Genomic DNA, 17,295 nt, shown 5'->3' with positions numbered 1-17,295 from the left:
CGGATTGGCAACCTGAGGAGTAAGCACTAGAGTATGCGCGCGCAAAACGGGCTTGAGCCTTTCGCACTTCGTTGTCGCGTTTATTACGAGGACACCGATGCGGGCGGCATCGTGTATTACGTCAATTACCTCAAGTTTATGGAACGGGCTCGCACCGAGCGGCTCCGGGATCTGGGCTTTGCCCAGTCCCAGCTGGCAGGAGAGGACCTGTTGTTTGTCGTGCATTCCAGCGAAGCGCGTTATCACGCGCCGGCGCGACTGGACGACGAGCTTCTGGTAAGCGCTGAAGTAATCGAATTGAACCGTGTCAGCCTGCGCTTCAAGCAGCAGGTCAGGCGAGCCACGGATAATGCGCTGCTCTGCGAAGGGCAGTTTCTGGTGGCCTGTGTGCGCACTGAAAGTTTAAAACCCCGGGCCATTCCCGAAGCTCTACGTGCGGCCTTTGCCGACGTGAGCGGCGCGGGTACACACTCAAAGCAGGAGATAAAGCGTGGAAGCTAACGTCGTCGACCATTCCTCCATGTGGAGCCTGGTCAGCAATGCCAGTATCGTGGTGCAACTGGTAATGCTGATCCTGGTAGCCGCATCGGTGACCTCATGGATCATGATCTTTCAGCGCAGCAACCTGCTGCGCGCCGGTCGACGTGCCCTGGAGAGCTTTGAAGAGCGCTTCTGGTCCGGCATCGACCTGTCCAAACTCTACCGTCAGGCCGGCAGCAACCCTGATCCGGATTCGGGCGTCGAGCAGATCTTCCGTGCCGGCTTCAAGGAATTCTCCCGTCTGCGTCAGCAGCCAGGCGTCGATCCGGAAGCGGTCATGGAAGGCGTGGCCCGTGCCATGCGCGTCGCCATTTCCCGTGAAGAAGAAAAGCTCGAACAGAGCCTGCCGTTCCTCGCCACCGTCGGTTCCGTCAGCCCGTACATCGGTCTGTTCGGTACCGTCTGGGGGATCATGAACTCCTTCCGTGGCCTGGCCACTGCCCAGCAAGCGACCCTGGCCACTGTGGCTCCGGGTATTGCCGAAGCACTGATCGCCACCGCGATCGGCCTGTTCGCCGCCATCCCGGCCGTTATCGCTTACAACCGTTTTGCTGCTCGCGGCGAAACCCTGCTGGGCCGTTACTACACCTTCGCCGATGAATTCCAGGCGATCCTGCACCGCAAAGTGCACACCAGCGAAGAATAAGCAGGTAATTTCCAATGGCTTTAATCGCTCGAGCTCGCAAAAAGCGCAAGCCGGTTGCCGAGATGAACGTGGTGCCTTACATCGACGTGATGCTGGTGCTGCTGGTCATCTTCATGGTGACCGCTCCGATGCTCAATCAGGGCGTGAAAGTTGATCTGCCCAAGGTTTCCAGCGAAGCCTTGCCGCAGGACAACAACACCCAGGTCCTGACCATTTCGATCAAGTCTGACAAGACCTACTACTGGAACCTTGGCAGCGAAGTCGACACTGAAAAGCAACAGGACAAGGCCATGACCTTGCCGCAGATGACTGACGCGGTGACCAAGATCATCCGAGCCGGCACTGAAGGCGGCAAGCGCACCCAGGTGTTCATCCGCGGCGACAAGACCGTCGATTACGGTTCCGTAATGGGCGCCATGGGCGGGTTGCAGAAAGCCGGGGTCGGTAATGTTGGCTTGATTACCGAGGCACCCTGATGCAGCAAATGCGAGAGCCGTCCGCCTCGGAAAGCTACTTCTGGCCAAGTGTCCTGGCGATTGTCTTGCACGTGCTGGTGTTCGGCATGCTGTTCGTCAGTTTCGCCTTCACACCGGAATTGCCGCCGGCCAAGCCGATTGTCCAGGCGACCTTGTACCAGCTGAAATCGAAAAGTCAGGCGACCACCCAGACCAATCAGAAGATTGCGGGTGAGGCGAAGAAATCTGCCGCACGTCAGACCGAAGTCGAACAGATGGAACAGAAAAAGATCGAACAGGAAGCGATCAAGGCCGCGGAACAAAAGAAGGAAGATGCGGCTCAAAAAGCCGAAGAATCCAAGAAGGCCGACGAGACTAAAAAAGCGGAAGAGGCAAAAAAGGCTGATGAAGCCAAGAAAGCCGATGAAGCGAAGAAGACCGCCGAAGCCAAAAAGGCTGAAGAGAAACAATTGGCTGATATAGCCAAGAAGAAATCTGAAGAAGAAGCCAAGAAAGCAGCTGAAGAAGAGGCCAAGAAAGCGGCCGCTGAAGAAGTCAAGAAAAAGATTGTCGAAGACGCGAAGAAGAAAGCCGCGGAAGACGCCAAGAAGAAATCTGAAGCTGAAGAGGCGAAGAAGAAAGTCGCCGAAGACGCGAAGAAGAAAGCTGCTGCCGATGCTGCGAAGAAAAAATCGCAGGAAGCGGCGCGTAAATCGGTCGATGAGAAAAAGGCTCAGGCCCTGGCCGATTTGCTTTCCGACACGCCGGAGCGTCAGCAGGCCTTGGCGGATGAGCAGGGTGATGAAGTCGCGGGTAACTTCGACGATTTGATTCGCTCGCGTGCTTCTGAAGGTTGGGCGCAGCCACCGTCGGCCCGCAAGGGCATGAAGGTGATCCTGCAAATCAACATGCTGCCTGATGGAACAATCTCCGGCGTATCGGTTGCCAAGTCCAGCGGTGATGTACCGTTCGACAGCTCAGCGGTAGCGGCGGTAAAAAATATTGGTCGATTGACCGAAATGCAGGGTCTGAAGCCAGCTGATTTCGCACCCTATCGTTCATTCAAGATGACATTCACACCTGAGGATCTAGCCTTGTGAGAAACCTTCTTCGAGGACTGCTTGTAGTCATGTTCTGCTTTGCAGGACTGGCCACCGCAGATGAAAAAAATATCCTGGTCAGCAGTGGTAGCTCCCAGGCAACTCCAATTGCCGTAGTGCCATTCGGTTTCCAGGGCGGCACCGTGCTGCCGGACGACATGGCCGAGATCATCGGTAACGACCTGCGCAACTCGGGTTACTACGCGCCGATTCCAAAGCAGAACATGATCAGCCAGCCGAGCCAGGCCAGCGAAATCATTTTCCGTGACTGGAAGGCGATCAACGCTCAGTACATTATGGTTGGCAGCATCGTGCCATCGGGCGGTCGCCTGCAGGTTCAATACGCTCTGTTCAACGTCGCCACCGAGCAGCAAGTGCTGACCGGCAGCGTGTCGGGCAGCGTCGATCAACTGCGCGACATGTCCCACTACATCGCCGACCAGTCGTTTGAAAAGCTCACCGGCATCAAAGGTGCGTTCTCGACTCGTCTGCTGTACGTGACGGCCGAACGCTTCTCCGAGAAGAACACGCGCTACACGCTGCAACGCTCGGATTATGATGGTGCTCGCGCCGTGACCCTGCTGCAATCGCGCGAGCCGATCCTGTCGCCGCGTTTCGCACCGGATGGCAAGCGCATCGCTTACGTCTCGTTCGAGCAGAAGCGTCCGCGTATCTTCATGCAGAACATCGACACCGGTCGCCGTGAGCAGATCACCAACTTCGAAGGCCTGAATGGCGCGCCAGCCTGGTCGCCGGATGGCAATCGCCTGGCATTCGTACTGTCGAAAGACGGTAACCCGGACATCTACGTGATGAACCTGGGTTCGCGTCAGATCACTCGCGTCACCAACGGTCCCGGCATCAACACCGAACCGTTCTGGGGTAAGGATGGTTCGACCATCTACTTCACCTCTGACCGTGGCGGCAAGCCACAGATCTACAAAACCAGCGTCGGTGGTGGTGGTGCGGAACGTGTGACCTTTATTGGTAACTACAACGCAAACCCTAAACTTTCGGCTGATGAAAAGACCCTGGTGATGATTCACCGCCAGGATGGCTTCACTAATTTCAAGGTGGCGGCCCAGGATTTGCAGCGCGGTAGTGTAAAGATCCTCACTGATAGCACTCTGGACGAGTCGCCTACTGTTGCGCCCAACGGCACCATGGTAATCTACGCCACCCGCCAGCAGGGCCGGGGAGTCTTGATGCTCGTGTCCATTAATGGACGCGTAAGGCTCCCGCTTCCTACCGCACAAGGCGAAGTCAGAGAACCTTCCTGGTCCCCTTACCTGAACTGACGCGGCGCTACACGTTTTACTTAACACACTGGGGTTCATTAGGAGTTTCACGATGGAAATGCTGAAGTTTGGTAAATTTGCTGCGCTGGCTCTGGCCATGGCTGTAGCTGTAGGTTGCTCGTCCAAAGGCGGCGACAACGCCGGTGAAGGCGCTGTTGATCCAAACGCTGGTTACGGCGCTAACACTGGTGCCGTTGATGGCTCCCTGAGCGAAGAAGCTGCTCTGCGCGCAATCACCACCTTCTACTTCGAATACGACAGCTCGGACCTGAAGCCAGAAGCCATGCGCGCTCTGGACGTTCACGCCAAAGACCTGAAAGCAAACGGCGCTCGCGTTGTTCTGGAAGGCAACACCGACGAACGTGGTACTCGTGAGTACAACATGGCACTGGGCGAGCGTCGTGCGAAAGCCGTTCAGCGCTACCTGGTACTGCAAGGTGTTTCCCCAGCTCAGCTGGAACTGGTTTCCTACGGCGAAGAGCGTCCAGTTGCTACCGGCAACGACGAGCAGTCCTGGGCTCAAAACCGTCGCGTCGAACTGCGTAAGTAATTCGTCATGCGAACGTGCCGTCGTGCTGTAACTGTTTTGGCCCTCAGCCTCGCACCGCTTGCGGTGTGGGCTGCGGTTCCTGTGGTCGATAACGACTCCGGCTATAACAATAGCGGGACTAGTAATCCGCCTGCGGGTTACGGTACGAACGGCGCCTATGCCGGGGGAGGGGTTTCGGCCCCTGTCTCGGCACAGGGCGAGCTGTTCAACCAATTGCAATCCATGCAGGAGCAGATCTCACGCCAACAGGGTGTGATCGAAGTTCTGCAAAATGATGTAGCGCGCATGAAGCAAGAGAACCTGGAGCGATATCAGGATCTTGATCGGCGCATAGGAACCGGCGTTGCACCAGCCGCGACTCCTGATAATTCTTCCACCGGTGGCAGTTTGAATGCCCCCGGTGCAGCAGCTGGCGCAGGTGCAGGAGCGGCCGCCGCTCAAGCACCTGCTGCGGGTAGCGAACCGGCTGATCCGGCGAAGGAAAAACTGTATTACGATGCAGCCTTCGACCTGATCAAAGCCAAGGATTTCGACAAGGCCAGTCAGGCTTTTGCGGCATTCCTGCGCAAGTACCCGAACAGTCAGTACGCGGGCAATGCCCAGTACTGGTTGGGCGAAGTGAACTTGGCCAAAGGCGATCTGCAAGGTGCAGGTCAGGCATTTGCCAAGGTTTCGCAGCTGTATCCCAAGCACCCCAAAGTGCCTGATTCGCTGTACAAGCTGGCTGATGTAGAACGCCGCCTCGGTCACACCGACAAGGTCAAAGGCATTCTGCAACAGGTCGTGTCGCAATATCCGGGCACTTCCGCTGCTCAGTTGGCCCAGCGTGATCTGCAAAAAATGTAAGGGCTGCTTGAGCCGTTTTGAAGAAACCCGCGCTTGTCGCGGGTTTTTTCGTTAGAATTCACCCCCTTTTTTGAAACACGCTTTTTGGGATCTGCGCGATGGCGGGGTTCCTTGAAGTGCCTGACGGAGGCGGACAGCCTGTTTAGCTGTTATGCCCGTGGCGACTATGCAAGACACATTGAGAATCACCGAAGTTTTCTACTCGTTGCAGGGTGAAACGCGGACTGCCGGGCTGCCCACTGTTTTTGTGCGCCTGACCGGTTGTCCATTGCGTTGCCAATACTGCGACAGCGCCTACGCGTTCACTGGCGGCACCATTCGCCCACTCGACGACATCCTCGAGCAAGTGGCCGGTTTCCGCCCGCGTTACGTCTGTGTCACCGGTGGCGAGCCGCTGGCCCAGCCGAATGCCATCCCATTGCTCAAGCAGTTGTGCGACGCCGGTTACGAAGTGTCACTGGAAACCAGTGGTGCTCTCGACATCTCGGCGGTAGATTCCCGGGTCAGTCGCGTCGTCGACCTGAAAACCCCAGGTTCGAAGGAAGCACACCGCAACCGCTACGAGAACATCGAACTGCTCACGCCCAATGACCAGGTGAAGTTTGTCATCTGCTCGCGGGAAGACTACGACTGGGCCGTGTCCAAGCTGATTCAGTACGGTCTGGACAAGCGTGCAGGCGAAGTACTGTTCTCGCCAAGCCACCATGACCTGAATGCGCGGGACCTGGCGGACTGGGTGGTGGCGGACAACCTGCCTGTGCGTCTGCAATTGCAGCTGCATAAATATCTTTGGAATGACGAGCCGGGGCGCTGAGATGACTGAACAACTGAACACTGCTGAAAAACGTGCGGTCATCCTGCTGTCCGGAGGCCTCGATTCCGCGACGGTCGTGGCCATGGCCCGCGCTGATGGCTATAGCTGCTACACCATGAGCTTCGATTACGGTCAACGCTCCCACGCGGAGCTGCACGCCGCCGAGCGTGTCGCCCGTGACCTGGGTGTGGTGGAGCACAAGGTGATTGGCCTGAACCTGAACGGTATCGGCGGTTCGGCACTGACCGACACCAGCATCGACGTCCCGGAAGAAGCGGGCGAAGGTATTCCGGTGACTTACGTGCCGGCGCGCAACACCGTGTTTCTGTCCCTGGCGCTGGGTTGGGCTGAAGTGCTTGGCGCGCGTGACATCTTTATCGGCGTGAATGCGGTGGATTACTCCGGTTACCCGGACTGCCGTCCCGAGTTCATCGAGTCGTTCGAGCGCACGGCGAATCTGGCGACGAAGGCCGGTGTAGAGGGCAATGGCTTCCGTATTCAGGCGCCATTGCAGAACCTGAGCAAGGCACAGATTGTCCAGGCCGGCGTGAAGCTTGGGGTTGATTATGGACTGACCGTTTCCTGCTATCAGGCCGACGATCAGGGCCGTGCGTGCGGCAAATGCGACAGCTGCCGACTGCGCGCAGAAGGCTTTGCAGCGGCCGGCGTAAGTGACCCAACACCTTATTTTTGATTTATTTCAAATTAGGTGTTGAATAGTCCTTAAAAATCAGTATTATACGCGCCACCACACAGCGGGTCGTTAGCTCAGTTGGTAGAGCAGTTGGCTTTTAACCAATTGGTCGTAGGTTCGAATCCCACACGACCCACCATTTTTGTAGCAGTTTTAAAAGTCTGGAAGGCCCACGCAAGTGAGGATTTCCGGATTTTTTTTTGCCCGCAAGAAAGTAAAAGAATCAGCCGGCTGGTGGTCGGGCTCCACCACGAGAGTGTTTGCACACTTTTGCCGGCCACTTTTATCAAGAGAAGAAAGGCTGATCATCGATCTGGATTATGCAGGCTGTCCGTGTCCCAGCATTTGCTGCGCTAGTGGCACAAGTGTGTTTCGGCGAGGGCGGTAGGCAGTGTCTGGAGACCGATTGATAAGGGCAAGAAAATGATTCGTATCAAACGGGATTACCTGCTCATAAACAGAAATTTTCTGCCTGGCTTGATTCGTGAAAATGACCATTTTCATCGTTTCGTTGATTGAGCGATCAACCAGTGTCACACGGTGATGAATGAAGCTGAAATTGATATCAAGGTAGTCCTCATTATCCGTCGGTTTCAAAACACCTTTCTGATTTCCCTCCTCATCAATAGCGGCAGAGGGCAACTTCTTTCGCACTGCCTCAATCAGATCCGGATTACTGACAACCTTCTGTCTGGAGATTGACTGGGCATTGGACATGTAGGCGAAGATCCATGGGATATTCAGCAATGTCGCTGACTTGTACATGTGCCCATGTTCGTCCCGGTAGGTCTTCAGCATCCGTTTTGCCAGCCCGTCGCCAATGTGGATGCCGGTGGACTTTTCGATCATGTAGATGACTGAATCAAAGTTTTCAATCAGAACTCTGAGGATTTTCTCGGGAAGTCCTTTTTCCCTGGTACGGCGTGCCGAGCGTTCGGGTTTGCGCTCAGGCTTGGAATAGGGGCAGGAGTCGTAGGATTCCTGATCATACTCAGCCAGCTTCTCCACGGTACGTATGTAATGGCGGCCATATGGATTCGGCGTATTTTCCAGCTCTTTGTAGAGCCCGATGATTTGTATGGGGTTGTCGCATCCAGGGCACACGGCAAAATGGGACGGTTCATTTCCTGTACTGCCAGCCTGGTAGTAAGGGCTGCTTTTCAGGGTGTCTCGCTCAAAATTTTCTGCCGAGATTTTCGTGCTGGTGATTTGCGAAACACTGACCTTGTAGACGTCCATAATAATTAGATCCTGAGACTGTGTTCGTAACGAAGCCGCAACGAGATTCCATGATTCGTCCGGCGACCTGGGGCCGCAACCATGCAGTTCCACTGCTAGAGGGCGCTCGGCTCTGCCGATAAATAATGGTGGATTCATAACCGACAAGCCAGAGTTGTCGGAGCGCAAAAACCAGTGCTGAAATCAGGCGTTTTTTGCTTGCGATTCGGATTTGCTTGATAGCGGTGCTTCGCCAGCCGTGACGCAGGTCAGAATCATCTTTTGCATCCGCGGGATATTCTGTAGCCTTGCGCGGCTCCAACGCTGTGCCTGATGAATACTCACTCTCCCGGCGGTACCCTGAAGGGTCCGGAGCCGGGTGTATACTCGACTTTCGCGCGAAAGCGCCTGCAGGTCTTGCGAACATGACGCAGATTTCCGAACGCCTTCTGGTTCAAGCCCACCTCGACGCCAAGCAGCCCAAGCCGCTGACCGCCGAGGAGGAAGCTTTTTACCGTGCCGCCATCGCTGCCGAGCTCAAGGCTCAGGACGCGGTGCTGGTTGCTCACTTCTATTGCGATCCGGTGATTCAGGCCCTGGCCGAAGAAACCGGTGGTTGCGTCTCCGACTCACTGGAGATGGCGCGCTTCGGCAGTGCCCACCCGGCCAAGACCGTGCTGGTCGCCGGTGTGAAGTTCATGGGCGAAACCGCCAAAATCCTCAATCCTGAAAAACGCATTCTGATGCCGACCCTGGAAGCGACCTGCTCGCTGGACCTGGGTTGCCCGGTGGATGAGTTCTCGGCGTTTTGCGATCAGCATCCGGAACGTACGGTGGTGGTGTATGCCAACACCTCGGCGGCGGTCAAAGCCCGGGCGGATTGGGTGGTGACGTCCAGCTGCGCGCTGGAAATCGTCGAAAGCCTGATGGATAACGGCGAAACCATCATCTGGGGCCCGGACAAACACCTGGGCACCTACATCCAGCGCCAGACCGGCGCGGACATGCTGCTGTGGGACGGTGCCTGCATCGTTCACGAGGAGTTCAAGTCCAAGCAGCTCGAAGACATGAAGGCGCTGTACCCTGACGCCGCGATTCTGGTGCACCCGGAGTCGCCGACCTCGGTGATCGAGCTGGCGGATGCCGTCGGTTCCACCAGTCAGTTGATTGCGGCGGCGCAGAGCCTGCCGAACAAGACCCTGATCGTCGCCACCGATCGCGGCATCTTCTACAAGATGCAGCAGTTGTGCCCGGACAAGGTCTTCATCGAAGCCCCAACGGCCGGTAACGGCGCAGCGTGCCGCAGTTGCGCACATTGCCCATGGATGGCGATGAACACCCTTGAGCGCACGCTGAAGTGCTTGAAGGAAGGGACGAACGAGATCTTTGTGGATCCGGCGTTGATTCCCCAGGCGATTCGACCGTTGAAGCGCATGCTCGATTTCACCCAGGCTGCGCGGATGAAACTGGCCGGTAACGCTTAAGTACTCGTAAAAAACTGTGGGAGCGGGCTTGCTCGCGAAAGCGGTGTGTCAGACAACATCAAAGTTGACCGATACGACCCCTTCGCGAGCAAGCCGCTCCCACATTGATTTTGGTGTCCGGGATTACTTTGTTTTCTTCGGGATGCGCACCAGCTGGGTATTGGAATACATGTCATGCCAGCTGCGTTTCTGTTTATCGAACAGCGACCAGATGAACCCAAGGCCAACGCACAACAGCGATGCGATCGACACCACAAAGCGCAACAGCGCCTGCCACAGACTGATGGACGAGCCGTCAGCGTTCTGCACGCGAATGGACCACACCTGCATGCCCAGGGTCTGACCAGACCAGGTCCAGAACTTGGCAAAAAAACCAAACAGCACAAACAGCAATACCGTCGATAGCAGCGGATCACCGTCCAGCGCGCCGGATTCGGTCAAGGTGCGCATTTTGTCTTCGCCGATGATCGCCATCTGGATCATCTTGTAGATGCCGCTGGTGACGATCAGCAGGGCAGTACACAACAGGAAGTCATAGAACATCGCTGCCAGGCGACGACCCAGGGTGGCGGCGGGAAAGTCGCCCTGGGGTTTGAGCAGGTGTTTCGGCATGGCAGCCTCTGGACGGAAAAAGAAGCCATTTTACGGATTTACGCGCACAAAAAAGCCCCTGATGTCAGCATCAGGGGCTTTTTCGTTACAGAAGATTAGGCTTCTGCTTGTACTTCGTCAGCTTGCATGCCTTTCTGGCCTTGCACAGCGACGAAAGTCACTTTCTGGCCTTCTTTCAGGCTCTTGAAGCCGTTGCCCTGAATAGCGCGGAAATGCACGAACAGATCCGGACCGCTTTCTGGAGTGATAAAACCAAAACCTTTCTCGTCGTTAAACCACTTGACGGTACCGCTCTGACGTGTGGACATTTCTTATTCCTTTGACGCAAAAAATTAATGACAGTCTCCTTCTCATGAAAGAGTACTGGGGCTGGTTGCAGGAGAGTAAGAAGACGTCGAACGGGATGTAGCTAACTTGTAGGCTACTGCCCAGGTCACGATTCCAAGCGACCCATGCAAACACAGTGAACAAACTCTACGCCAACTACGTGAGAAAAAACAAGCCCTGTGAGAGGCCCGGTTTTGCTAAGGTTGATGGCAATAGCGTGTCCACTAGTGCGGGCTTATTCGATCGGGCTGTTCAATTGTTTTCGAACGTTATAAGCAACGTTCATAAACGAAGCTTATAACCAAAGACATGCACTGTTTTATGGCGGTTGCGTTACACATTAGTGCACTGTTAACGCAACCGCGTTACTTATAGAAACAGTCAATCAGCCGCGATAGTAGCGTTGTGGAACAAATGGCATTTTGCTTACAAGCAAAGGCACCTTTTTCCCACGAACAATCGCCCATACGGGTGTGTCGATAGCGATATAAGCGCTGTCGAGGTAGCCCATCGCCAAAGGACCGCCCAGAGTCGGGCCGAAACCACCGCTGCACACCGCGCCGATGATGTCCCCCGCTTCGTTGACGATTTCCGCGCCTTCACGCACCGGCGTGCGTTCCTGCGGCAGCAGACCCACACGCTTGCGGCTGACACCAGCTTGTTGTTGAGCGAACACCGTCTCTGCCCCAGGGAAGCCGCCAGCTCGTGCGCCATCAGCGCGACGTGGCTTGGAGATGGCCCACAACAGGCTGGCTTCGATCGGGGTGGTCTCGGTGTTCATGTCGTGGCCATAGAGGCACAGGCCGGCTTCCAGGCGCAGAGAGTCGCGAGCGCCAAGGCCGATGGCTGCCACTTCGGGTTCAGCCAGCAGGGCGCGAGCCAGGGCTTCAGCGTTGGCGGCTGGCACGGAGATTTCAAAGCCGTCTTCGCCGGTGTAGCCCGAACGGCTGACAAAGCATTCGACACCCACCAGATTCACGCGGGTGAACTGCATGAACGTCATCTTGGCCACTTCTGGGGCCAGGCGCGCGAGCACGGTGACCGCGGCAGGACCTTGCAACGCCAGCAGGGCGCGTTCCTCAAACAGCGGTGAGAGGGTGCACTGGTCGCCGATGTTTTTGCGCAGATGCGCGAGGTCCTGATCCTTGCAGGCGGCGTTGACCACCAGGAACAGTTCGTCGTTACCCAGGTTAGCGACCATCAGGTCGTCGAGGATGCCACCGGTTTCGTTGGTGAACATTGCGTAGCGCTGCATGCCCACTGGCAAGTCGATGATGTCCACCGGCACCAGGGTTTCCAGGGCCTTGGCGGCATTGGCGCCGGTCAGGCGGATCTGGCCCATGTGCGAGACATCGAACAGCCCGGCCTGATCACGGGTGTGCTGGTGCTCCTTCATAACGCCCAACGGGTATTGCACCGGCATGTCGTAGCCGGCGAACGGCACCATGCGCGCGCCGAGTTCGATGTGCAGGGCGTGCAGCGGGGTTTTCAGCAATTGTTCGGTGGACATATTCAGCTCCTGAAAAAGTGTGCGGATGCGCGTGAGCATCAGCACTCGATAATGTTGACCGCCAAACCGCCTCGGGCGGTTTCCTTGTATTTGCTTTTCATGTCGGCGCCGGTCTGGCGCATGGTGCGGATGACCTTGTCGAGGGAGACGAAGTGCTGACCGTCTCCGCGCAGGGCCATACGTACCGCATTGATGGCCTTGACCGAACCCATGGCGTTGCGCTCGATGCAAGGCACTTGCACCAGCCCGCCAATCGGGTCGCAGGTCAGGCCGAGGTTGTGTTCCATGCCGATTTCGGCGGCGTTTTCCACTTGCTGCACGGTGCCGCCAAGTACTTCGCACAAGGCTCCGGCCGCCATGGAACAGGCCACGCCGACTTCACCCTGACAACCGACTTCGGCGCCGGAGATCGAGGCGTTTTCTTTGTAGAGAATGCCGATCGCGGCGGCGGTCAGCAGAAAGCGTACGACGCCGTCTTCGTTGGCACCGGGGATAAAGCGCATGTAGTAATGCAGCACCGCCGGGACGATGCCTGCCGCACCGTTAGTGGGCGCAGTGACAACGCGTCCGCCGTTGGCGTTTTCTTCGTTGACCGCCAGGGCGTACAGGTTGACCCAGTCCAGCACCGACAGCGGGTCGCGCAATGACGATTCCGGGTTCTTGCACAGTTGCCGATGCAGCGCAGCAGCCCGGCGTTTGACCTTCAAGCCACCGGGCAAAATCCCTTCGTTGCGGCAGCCGGCGGCAACGCAGTCCTGCATCACTTGCCAGATGTTCAGCAGACCGGTGCGGGTTTCCGCTTCCGGGCGCCAGGCACTTTCGTTGGTCAGCATCACCTGACTGATCGACAAACCGTAAGTGGTGCAGTGACCGAGCAGGTCCTTGGCGCTTTTGAACGGGAAGGTCAGCGGCGTGGCGTCTTCGACAATGCGGTCGGCGCCGGCGGCGTCTTCATCGACCACGAAACCGCCGCCAACCGAGTAATACTCGCGGCTGCGGATCTGCAGGCCGGCGGCGTCGAATGCGCGAAAGATCATGCCGTTGGGGTGATAGGGCAACGGTTTGCGGATCATCGCCAGGTGTTCTTTCTCGTTGAACGTAATGCTGTGTTCGCCGAGCAGGTTCAAGCGACCATTACCGCGGATGTCTTGCAGACGGGCGGCGACGGTTTCGGTGTTCACGGTGTCCGGGTGTTCACCTTCCAGGCCGAGCAACACGGCTTTGTCGCTGCCGTGGCCTTTGCCGGTGGCGCCGAGCGAGCCGTAGAGCTCGACTTTGACGCAGGCGGTTGCGGTCAGCAGCCCTTCACGGCGCAAGCCTTCGGCGAAACGCGCAGCTGCGCGCATCGGGCCGACGGTATGAGAGCTGGAGGGGCCGATGCCAATCTTGAACAGGTCGAACACGCTTAACGACATGAGTTGTTCTCCGGTTTCTTGTTATAGGAATTGGCGGAATATCAGGCTTGGTGTATTCCCCTGTGGGAGCTGGCCTGCCAGCGATGGCAGTGTGTCAGGCGACAGAAATGGAGATTGATCCACCGCTATCGCTGGCAGGCCAGCTCCCACAGGGTTTTGTGGTGTTCTGGAAAAAGGGGCAGGTAAACCTGCCCCTCATCCGTTTAAGCGTAGCTTTCGATCGACGGGCAAGCGCAAACCAGGTTGCGATCACCAAACACGTTGTCGACGCGACCGACCGGTGGCCAGTATTTGCCTTCGATCAGCGACGCAACCGGATACACCGCTTGCTCACGGCTGTACGGATGCGTCCACTCGCCAACAATCTCCGCCGCGGTGTGCGGAGCGTTTTTCAGTGGGTTGTCTTCCTTGTCCAGCGTGCCGTTTTCCACCGCGCGGATTTCTTCACGGATGCGGATCATGGCGTCGCAGAAGCGGTCCAGTTCTTCCTTGGATTCGCTTTCGGTCGGCTCGATCATCAGCGTGCCTGCCACCGGGAAGGACATGGTCGGGGCGTGGAAGCCGAAGTCGATCAGGCGCTTGGCGACGTCATCGACGCTGATGCCGCTGCTGTCTTTCAGCGGACGCAGGTCGAGGATGCATTCGTGCGCCACCAGGCCGTTGCTGCCGGTGTAGAGCACTGGGTAATGCTCTTCGAGGCGACGGGAAATGTAGTTGGCATTGAGGATCGCCAGTTGCGAAGCGCGTTTGAGACCCGCGCCGCCCATCATCCGAATGTACATCCAGGTGATCGGCAGAATGCTCGCGCTGCCGAACGGTGCGGCGCAGACCGCGCCTTCCTTGCGCTCCATCTGGGCGTGGCCCGGCAGGAACGGGGTCAGGTGCGATTTCACGCCAATCGGGCCGACGCCCGGGCCGCCACCGCCGTGTGGAATGCAGAAGGTTTTGTGCAGGTTCAGGTGAGACACGTCGCCGCCGAACTTACCCGGCGCGCAGAGGCCGACCATCGCGTTCATGTTGGCGCCGTCGATGTACACCTGGCCGCCGTGGTCATGAATGATGCCGCAGATTTCGCGGATGCCTTCTTCGAACACGCCGTGGGTCGACGGGTAAGTGATCATCAGCGCGGCGAGATGCTCGCGGTGCTCGATGGCCTTGGCGCGCAGGTCTTCGATGTCGACGTTGCCACGGGCATCGCACGCGGTCACGACCACGCGCATGCCGGCCATGTTGGCGGTGGCCGGGTTGGTGCCGTGAGCGGACGACGGGATCAGGCAGATGTCGCGACGGTCTTCGCCACGGCTCTGGTGATAGGCGCGAATCGCCAGCAGGCCAGCGTATTCACCCTGAGAACCAGCGTTCGGTTGCAGCGAGATCGCGTCGTAACCGGTGGCGGCGCAGAGCATCGCTTCCAGTTCGTCGGTCAGTTGCTGATAGCCGGCGCTTTGCTCGGCCGGAGCGAACGGGTGCAGGGCACCAAATTCAGCCCAGGTCACCGGGATCATTTCGCTGGCGGCGTTGAGTTTCATGGTGCACGAACCCAGCGGGATCATGGTGCGATCCAGCGCCAGGTCCTTGTCGGCGAGCTTGCGCAGGTAGCGCATCAGCTCGGTTTCCGAGTGGTAACGGTTGAACACCGGGTGGCTGAGGATTGGCGACTGGCGCACCAGTGCCGCTGGAATGGTCGCTTGAACCGAAGCGGCGAGGGCGGCGAAGTCCGGCAGGGATTTGCCGTCGGCCAGCAGGCTCCACAGGGTCTCCACATCGGCTTGCGAAGTGGTTTCGTCGAGGGACAGGCCCAGACGTTCGGCATCCACGACGCGCAGGTTGATCTGCTGGGCGTGAGCCTTGTCGTGCAGCTTGGCGGTGTTGGCGCCGGTCTTGATCGTCAGGGTGTCGAAGAAGCTTTCTTGCTCGACGTTCAGACCGATTGCTTTCAGGCCTTTGGCCAGAATCGCGGTCAGGTGATGCACGCGGTTGGCGATCTGCGTCAGGCCTTTCGGACCGTGGTACACGGCGTACATGCTGGCGATGTTGGCCAACAGGACCTGTGCGGTGCAGATGTTGCTGGTGGCCTTCTCGCGACGGATGTGTTGCTCGCGGGTCTGCATCGCCAGGCGCAGGGCCGGCTTGCCGAAACGGTCCACGGAGACGCCGACCAGACGGCCCGGCATGTCGCGTTTGAACGCATCTTTAGTCGAGAAGTAAGCAGCGTGCGGACCACCGAAGCCCAGCGGCACGCCGAAGCGTTGCGCGCTGCCAATGGCCACGTCGGCACCGAATTCGCCCGGCGGGGTCAGCACGGTCAGGGCCAGCAGGTCGGCCGCAACCGCGACCAGCGCGTTGGCGGCGTGGAAGCGTTCGGTCAGTTCGTGGTAGTCGAACACGTCACCGTTGCTCGCCGGGTATTGCAGCAGCGCGCCGAAGAACGGCGTCACGTCGGTCAGTTCGAGCTCGTCGCCAACCACCACGTCGATGCCCAAAGGCTCGGCACGGGTGCGCAGCACGTCGAGGGTTTGCGGGTGGCAATGCACGGAGGCGAAGAAGGCGTGGCTGCCCTTGTTCTTGCTCAGGCGCTTGCAGAAGGTCATCGCTTCGGCGGCGGCGGTGGCTTCATCCAGCAGCGAGGCGTTGGCGATCGGCAGGCCGGTCAGGTCGCTGATCAGGGTCTGGAAGTTCAGCAGCGCTTCGAGACGGCCCTGGGAAATTTCTGGCTGGTATGGGGTGTAGGCGGTGTACCAAGCCGGGTTTTCCAGCAGGTTGCGCAGGATCGGCGACGGCGTGTGCGTGCCGTAGTAACCCTGGCCGATGAAGGTCTTGAACAGCTGGTTTTTGCCGGCGATGGATTTGATCAAGGCCAGGGCATCGGCTTCGCTCAGGCCGTCTTCGAGACCGAGGACGCTGGTGCCTTTGATGCTCTCAGGAATGACGCTGGCGCTCAGGGCTTCCAGGGAGTCGAAACCGAGGCTGTTGAGCATGGCTTGCTCGTCGCCTGCGCGCGGGCCGATGTGGCGGGCGATGAATTCGTTGGCGGTAGAAAGGTTTACTTGAGTCATGTCAGCGCTCCTCAGGCTTCGGCGTTGGCTTTGATCAGACGGTCGTAGGCGTCCTGATCCAGCAGTTTGGAGACAGCCGAGGCGTCGGTTGGCTGGAAGCGGAAGAACCAGCCTTCGCCCAGCGGATCTTCGTTGACCAGTTCCGGGCTGCTGTCCAGCGCCGGGTTCACTTCCAGCACTTCACCGTCGAGTGGCATGTACACGCTGCTGGCGGCTTTTACCGATTCCACGGTGGCGGCTTCAGCGCCTTTGTCGTAGGACTGCAGCTCAGGCAGTTGTACGAAAACCACGTCGCCCAAGGCGTTCTGTGCGAAGGCGGTGATGCCGACAGTGACGCTGCCGTCAGCTTCGGTGCGCAGCCATTCGTGATCTTCAGTAAAACGCAACTCGCTCATGGAAACTCCTAAGGGGGCCAGACTCGTCTGGTGGACGCGATGGAATGCTCGGGCTAAAGCCCTGCTTTATGGCGGGTTACTAAGCAATTTCGCGGCCAATGTTTTTTTATTGTTATAAATCAATTGCTTAGGTTGTATGGCGGGTGGCGGGAAATCGATAGCTGTATCGAAATCGCTACAGCGGAAGGCCAAGAAAAAAGCCTAAGTGGATCAACGCCTTGCACAGCGGTGATTAGGGAACGGTGTATCGATATCGTTCCGCTGTAGCGCTTTCAGTACAGTTGGAGGTCGTTTTTGAGCTCGGTCCTGAAGGCTATGCAGAACCTTGTGGGAGC

The 17,295-nt window shown here is 57.9% G+C and carries 17 protein-coding genes and 1 tRNA gene; 11 read left to right on the top strand and 7 right to left on the bottom strand.

Annotation, left to right across the window (positions count from 1 at the left end):
- Window positions 1–33: 33 nt before the first annotated feature.
- From ybgC to ACA053_RS22465, 10 genes are all read left to right on the top strand, one after another.
- Window positions 34–501, top strand: a complete 468-nt coding sequence (gene ybgC / locus ACA053_RS22510; RefSeq protein ID WP_010457477.1) for a tol-pal system-associated acyl-CoA thioesterase — start codon at window positions 34–36, stop codon at window positions 499–501.
- Window positions 491–1,186, top strand: a complete 696-nt coding sequence (gene tolQ / locus ACA053_RS22505; RefSeq protein ID WP_109634294.1) for a protein TolQ — start codon at window positions 491–493, stop codon at window positions 1,184–1,186. The genes ybgC and tolQ overlap by 11 nt, the downstream gene beginning before the upstream one ends.
- A 23-nt stretch (window positions 1,187–1,209) precedes the next feature.
- Window positions 1,210–1,662: a protein TolR gene (gene tolR, locus ACA053_RS22500; RefSeq protein ID WP_162556275.1), complete on the top strand. Its 453-nt coding sequence runs from the start codon at window positions 1,210–1,212 to the stop codon at window positions 1,660–1,662.
- On the top strand, window positions 1,662–2,741 hold the full coding sequence (gene tolA, locus ACA053_RS22495; RefSeq protein ID WP_497393734.1) for a cell envelope integrity protein TolA: 1,080 nt from the start codon (window positions 1,662–1,664) through the stop codon (window positions 2,739–2,741). The genes tolR and tolA overlap by 1 nt, the downstream gene beginning before the upstream one ends.
- A 29-nt stretch (window positions 2,742–2,770) precedes the next feature.
- Window positions 2,771–4,039, top strand: a complete 1,269-nt coding sequence (tolB, locus tag ACA053_RS22490) for a Tol-Pal system beta propeller repeat protein TolB (RefSeq protein WP_218277770.1) — start codon at window positions 2,771–2,773, stop codon at window positions 4,037–4,039.
- 52 nt (window positions 4,040–4,091) lie between these two features.
- On the top strand, window positions 4,092–4,589 hold the full coding sequence (pal, locus tag ACA053_RS22485; protein ID WP_003178634.1) for a peptidoglycan-associated lipoprotein Pal: 498 nt from the start codon (window positions 4,092–4,094) through the stop codon (window positions 4,587–4,589).
- A 6-nt stretch (window positions 4,590–4,595) separates the two neighbouring features.
- On the top strand, window positions 4,596–5,435 hold the full coding sequence (gene ybgF, locus ACA053_RS22480; RefSeq protein ID WP_497313235.1) for a tol-pal system protein YbgF: 840 nt from the start codon (window positions 4,596–4,598) through the stop codon (window positions 5,433–5,435).
- 166 nt (window positions 5,436–5,601) lie between these two features.
- Window positions 5,602–6,249 carry a 7-carboxy-7-deazaguanine synthase QueE gene (queE, locus tag ACA053_RS22475; protein WP_497313233.1) on the top strand — a complete coding sequence of 216 codons (648 nt, stop codon included), beginning with the start codon at window positions 5,602–5,604 and terminating at the stop codon, window positions 6,247–6,249.
- A gap of 1 nt (window position 6,250) precedes the next feature.
- Complete coding sequence (queC, locus tag ACA053_RS22470; RefSeq protein WP_497313231.1) at window positions 6,251–6,943, top strand: 7-cyano-7-deazaguanine synthase QueC; 693 nt, start codon at window positions 6,251–6,253, stop codon at window positions 6,941–6,943.
- A gap of 63 nt (window positions 6,944–7,006) precedes the next feature.
- Window positions 7,007–7,082, top strand: a tRNA-Lys gene (locus ACA053_RS22465).
- A 179-nt stretch (window positions 7,083–7,261) separates the two neighbouring features.
- Here ACA053_RS22465 and ACA053_RS22460 read toward each other — a convergent pair.
- Window positions 7,262–8,182, bottom strand: coding sequence for a hypothetical protein (locus ACA053_RS22460; RefSeq protein ID WP_497393733.1), 921 nt, complete (start codon window positions 8,180–8,182; stop codon window positions 7,262–7,264).
- A gap of 404 nt (window positions 8,183–8,586) precedes the next feature.
- Here ACA053_RS22460 and nadA point away from each other — a divergent pair, with 404 nt between their 5' ends.
- Window positions 8,587–9,645, top strand: a complete 1,059-nt coding sequence (gene nadA, locus ACA053_RS22455) for a quinolinate synthase NadA (protein WP_109634286.1) — start codon at window positions 8,587–8,589, stop codon at window positions 9,643–9,645.
- A gap of 123 nt (window positions 9,646–9,768) precedes the next feature.
- On the opposite strand, the gene ACA053_RS22450 is transcribed toward nadA, so the two are convergent.
- From ACA053_RS22450 to gcvH, 6 genes are all read right to left on the bottom strand, one after another.
- Complete coding sequence (locus ACA053_RS22450; RefSeq protein ID WP_497313228.1) at window positions 9,769–10,257, bottom strand: RDD family protein; 489 nt, start codon at window positions 10,255–10,257, stop codon at window positions 9,769–9,771.
- Between the two features lie 95 nt (window positions 10,258–10,352).
- On the bottom strand, window positions 10,353–10,565 hold the full coding sequence (locus tag ACA053_RS22445) for a cold-shock protein (RefSeq protein ID WP_003227496.1): 213 nt from the start codon (window positions 10,563–10,565) through the stop codon (window positions 10,353–10,355).
- Between the two features lie 404 nt (window positions 10,566–10,969).
- Window positions 10,970–12,094 carry a glycine cleavage system aminomethyltransferase GcvT gene (gene gcvT / locus ACA053_RS22440; RefSeq protein ID WP_497393732.1) on the bottom strand — a complete coding sequence of 375 codons (1,125 nt, stop codon included), beginning with the start codon at window positions 12,092–12,094 and terminating at the stop codon, window positions 10,970–10,972.
- A gap of 38 nt (window positions 12,095–12,132) precedes the next feature.
- On the bottom strand, window positions 12,133–13,509 hold the full coding sequence (locus ACA053_RS22435; RefSeq protein WP_497393731.1) for an L-serine ammonia-lyase: 1,377 nt from the start codon (window positions 13,507–13,509) through the stop codon (window positions 12,133–12,135).
- Window positions 13,510–13,712: 203 nt separating this feature from the next.
- Complete coding sequence (gene gcvP, locus ACA053_RS22430; RefSeq protein ID WP_497313224.1) at window positions 13,713–16,565, bottom strand: aminomethyl-transferring glycine dehydrogenase; 2,853 nt, start codon at window positions 16,563–16,565, stop codon at window positions 13,713–13,715.
- A gap of 11 nt (window positions 16,566–16,576) precedes the next feature.
- Window positions 16,577–16,960, bottom strand: a complete 384-nt coding sequence (gene gcvH, locus ACA053_RS22425) for a glycine cleavage system protein GcvH (RefSeq protein ID WP_497393730.1) — start codon at window positions 16,958–16,960, stop codon at window positions 16,577–16,579.
- Window positions 16,961–17,295 lie beyond the last annotated feature (335 nt).

This window comes from Pseudomonas sp. LBUM1672 (genome assembly GCF_059695655.1).
The sequence above is the reverse complement of the archived record's forward strand: the minus strand, read 5'-3'. Positions and strand labels throughout refer to the sequence as shown.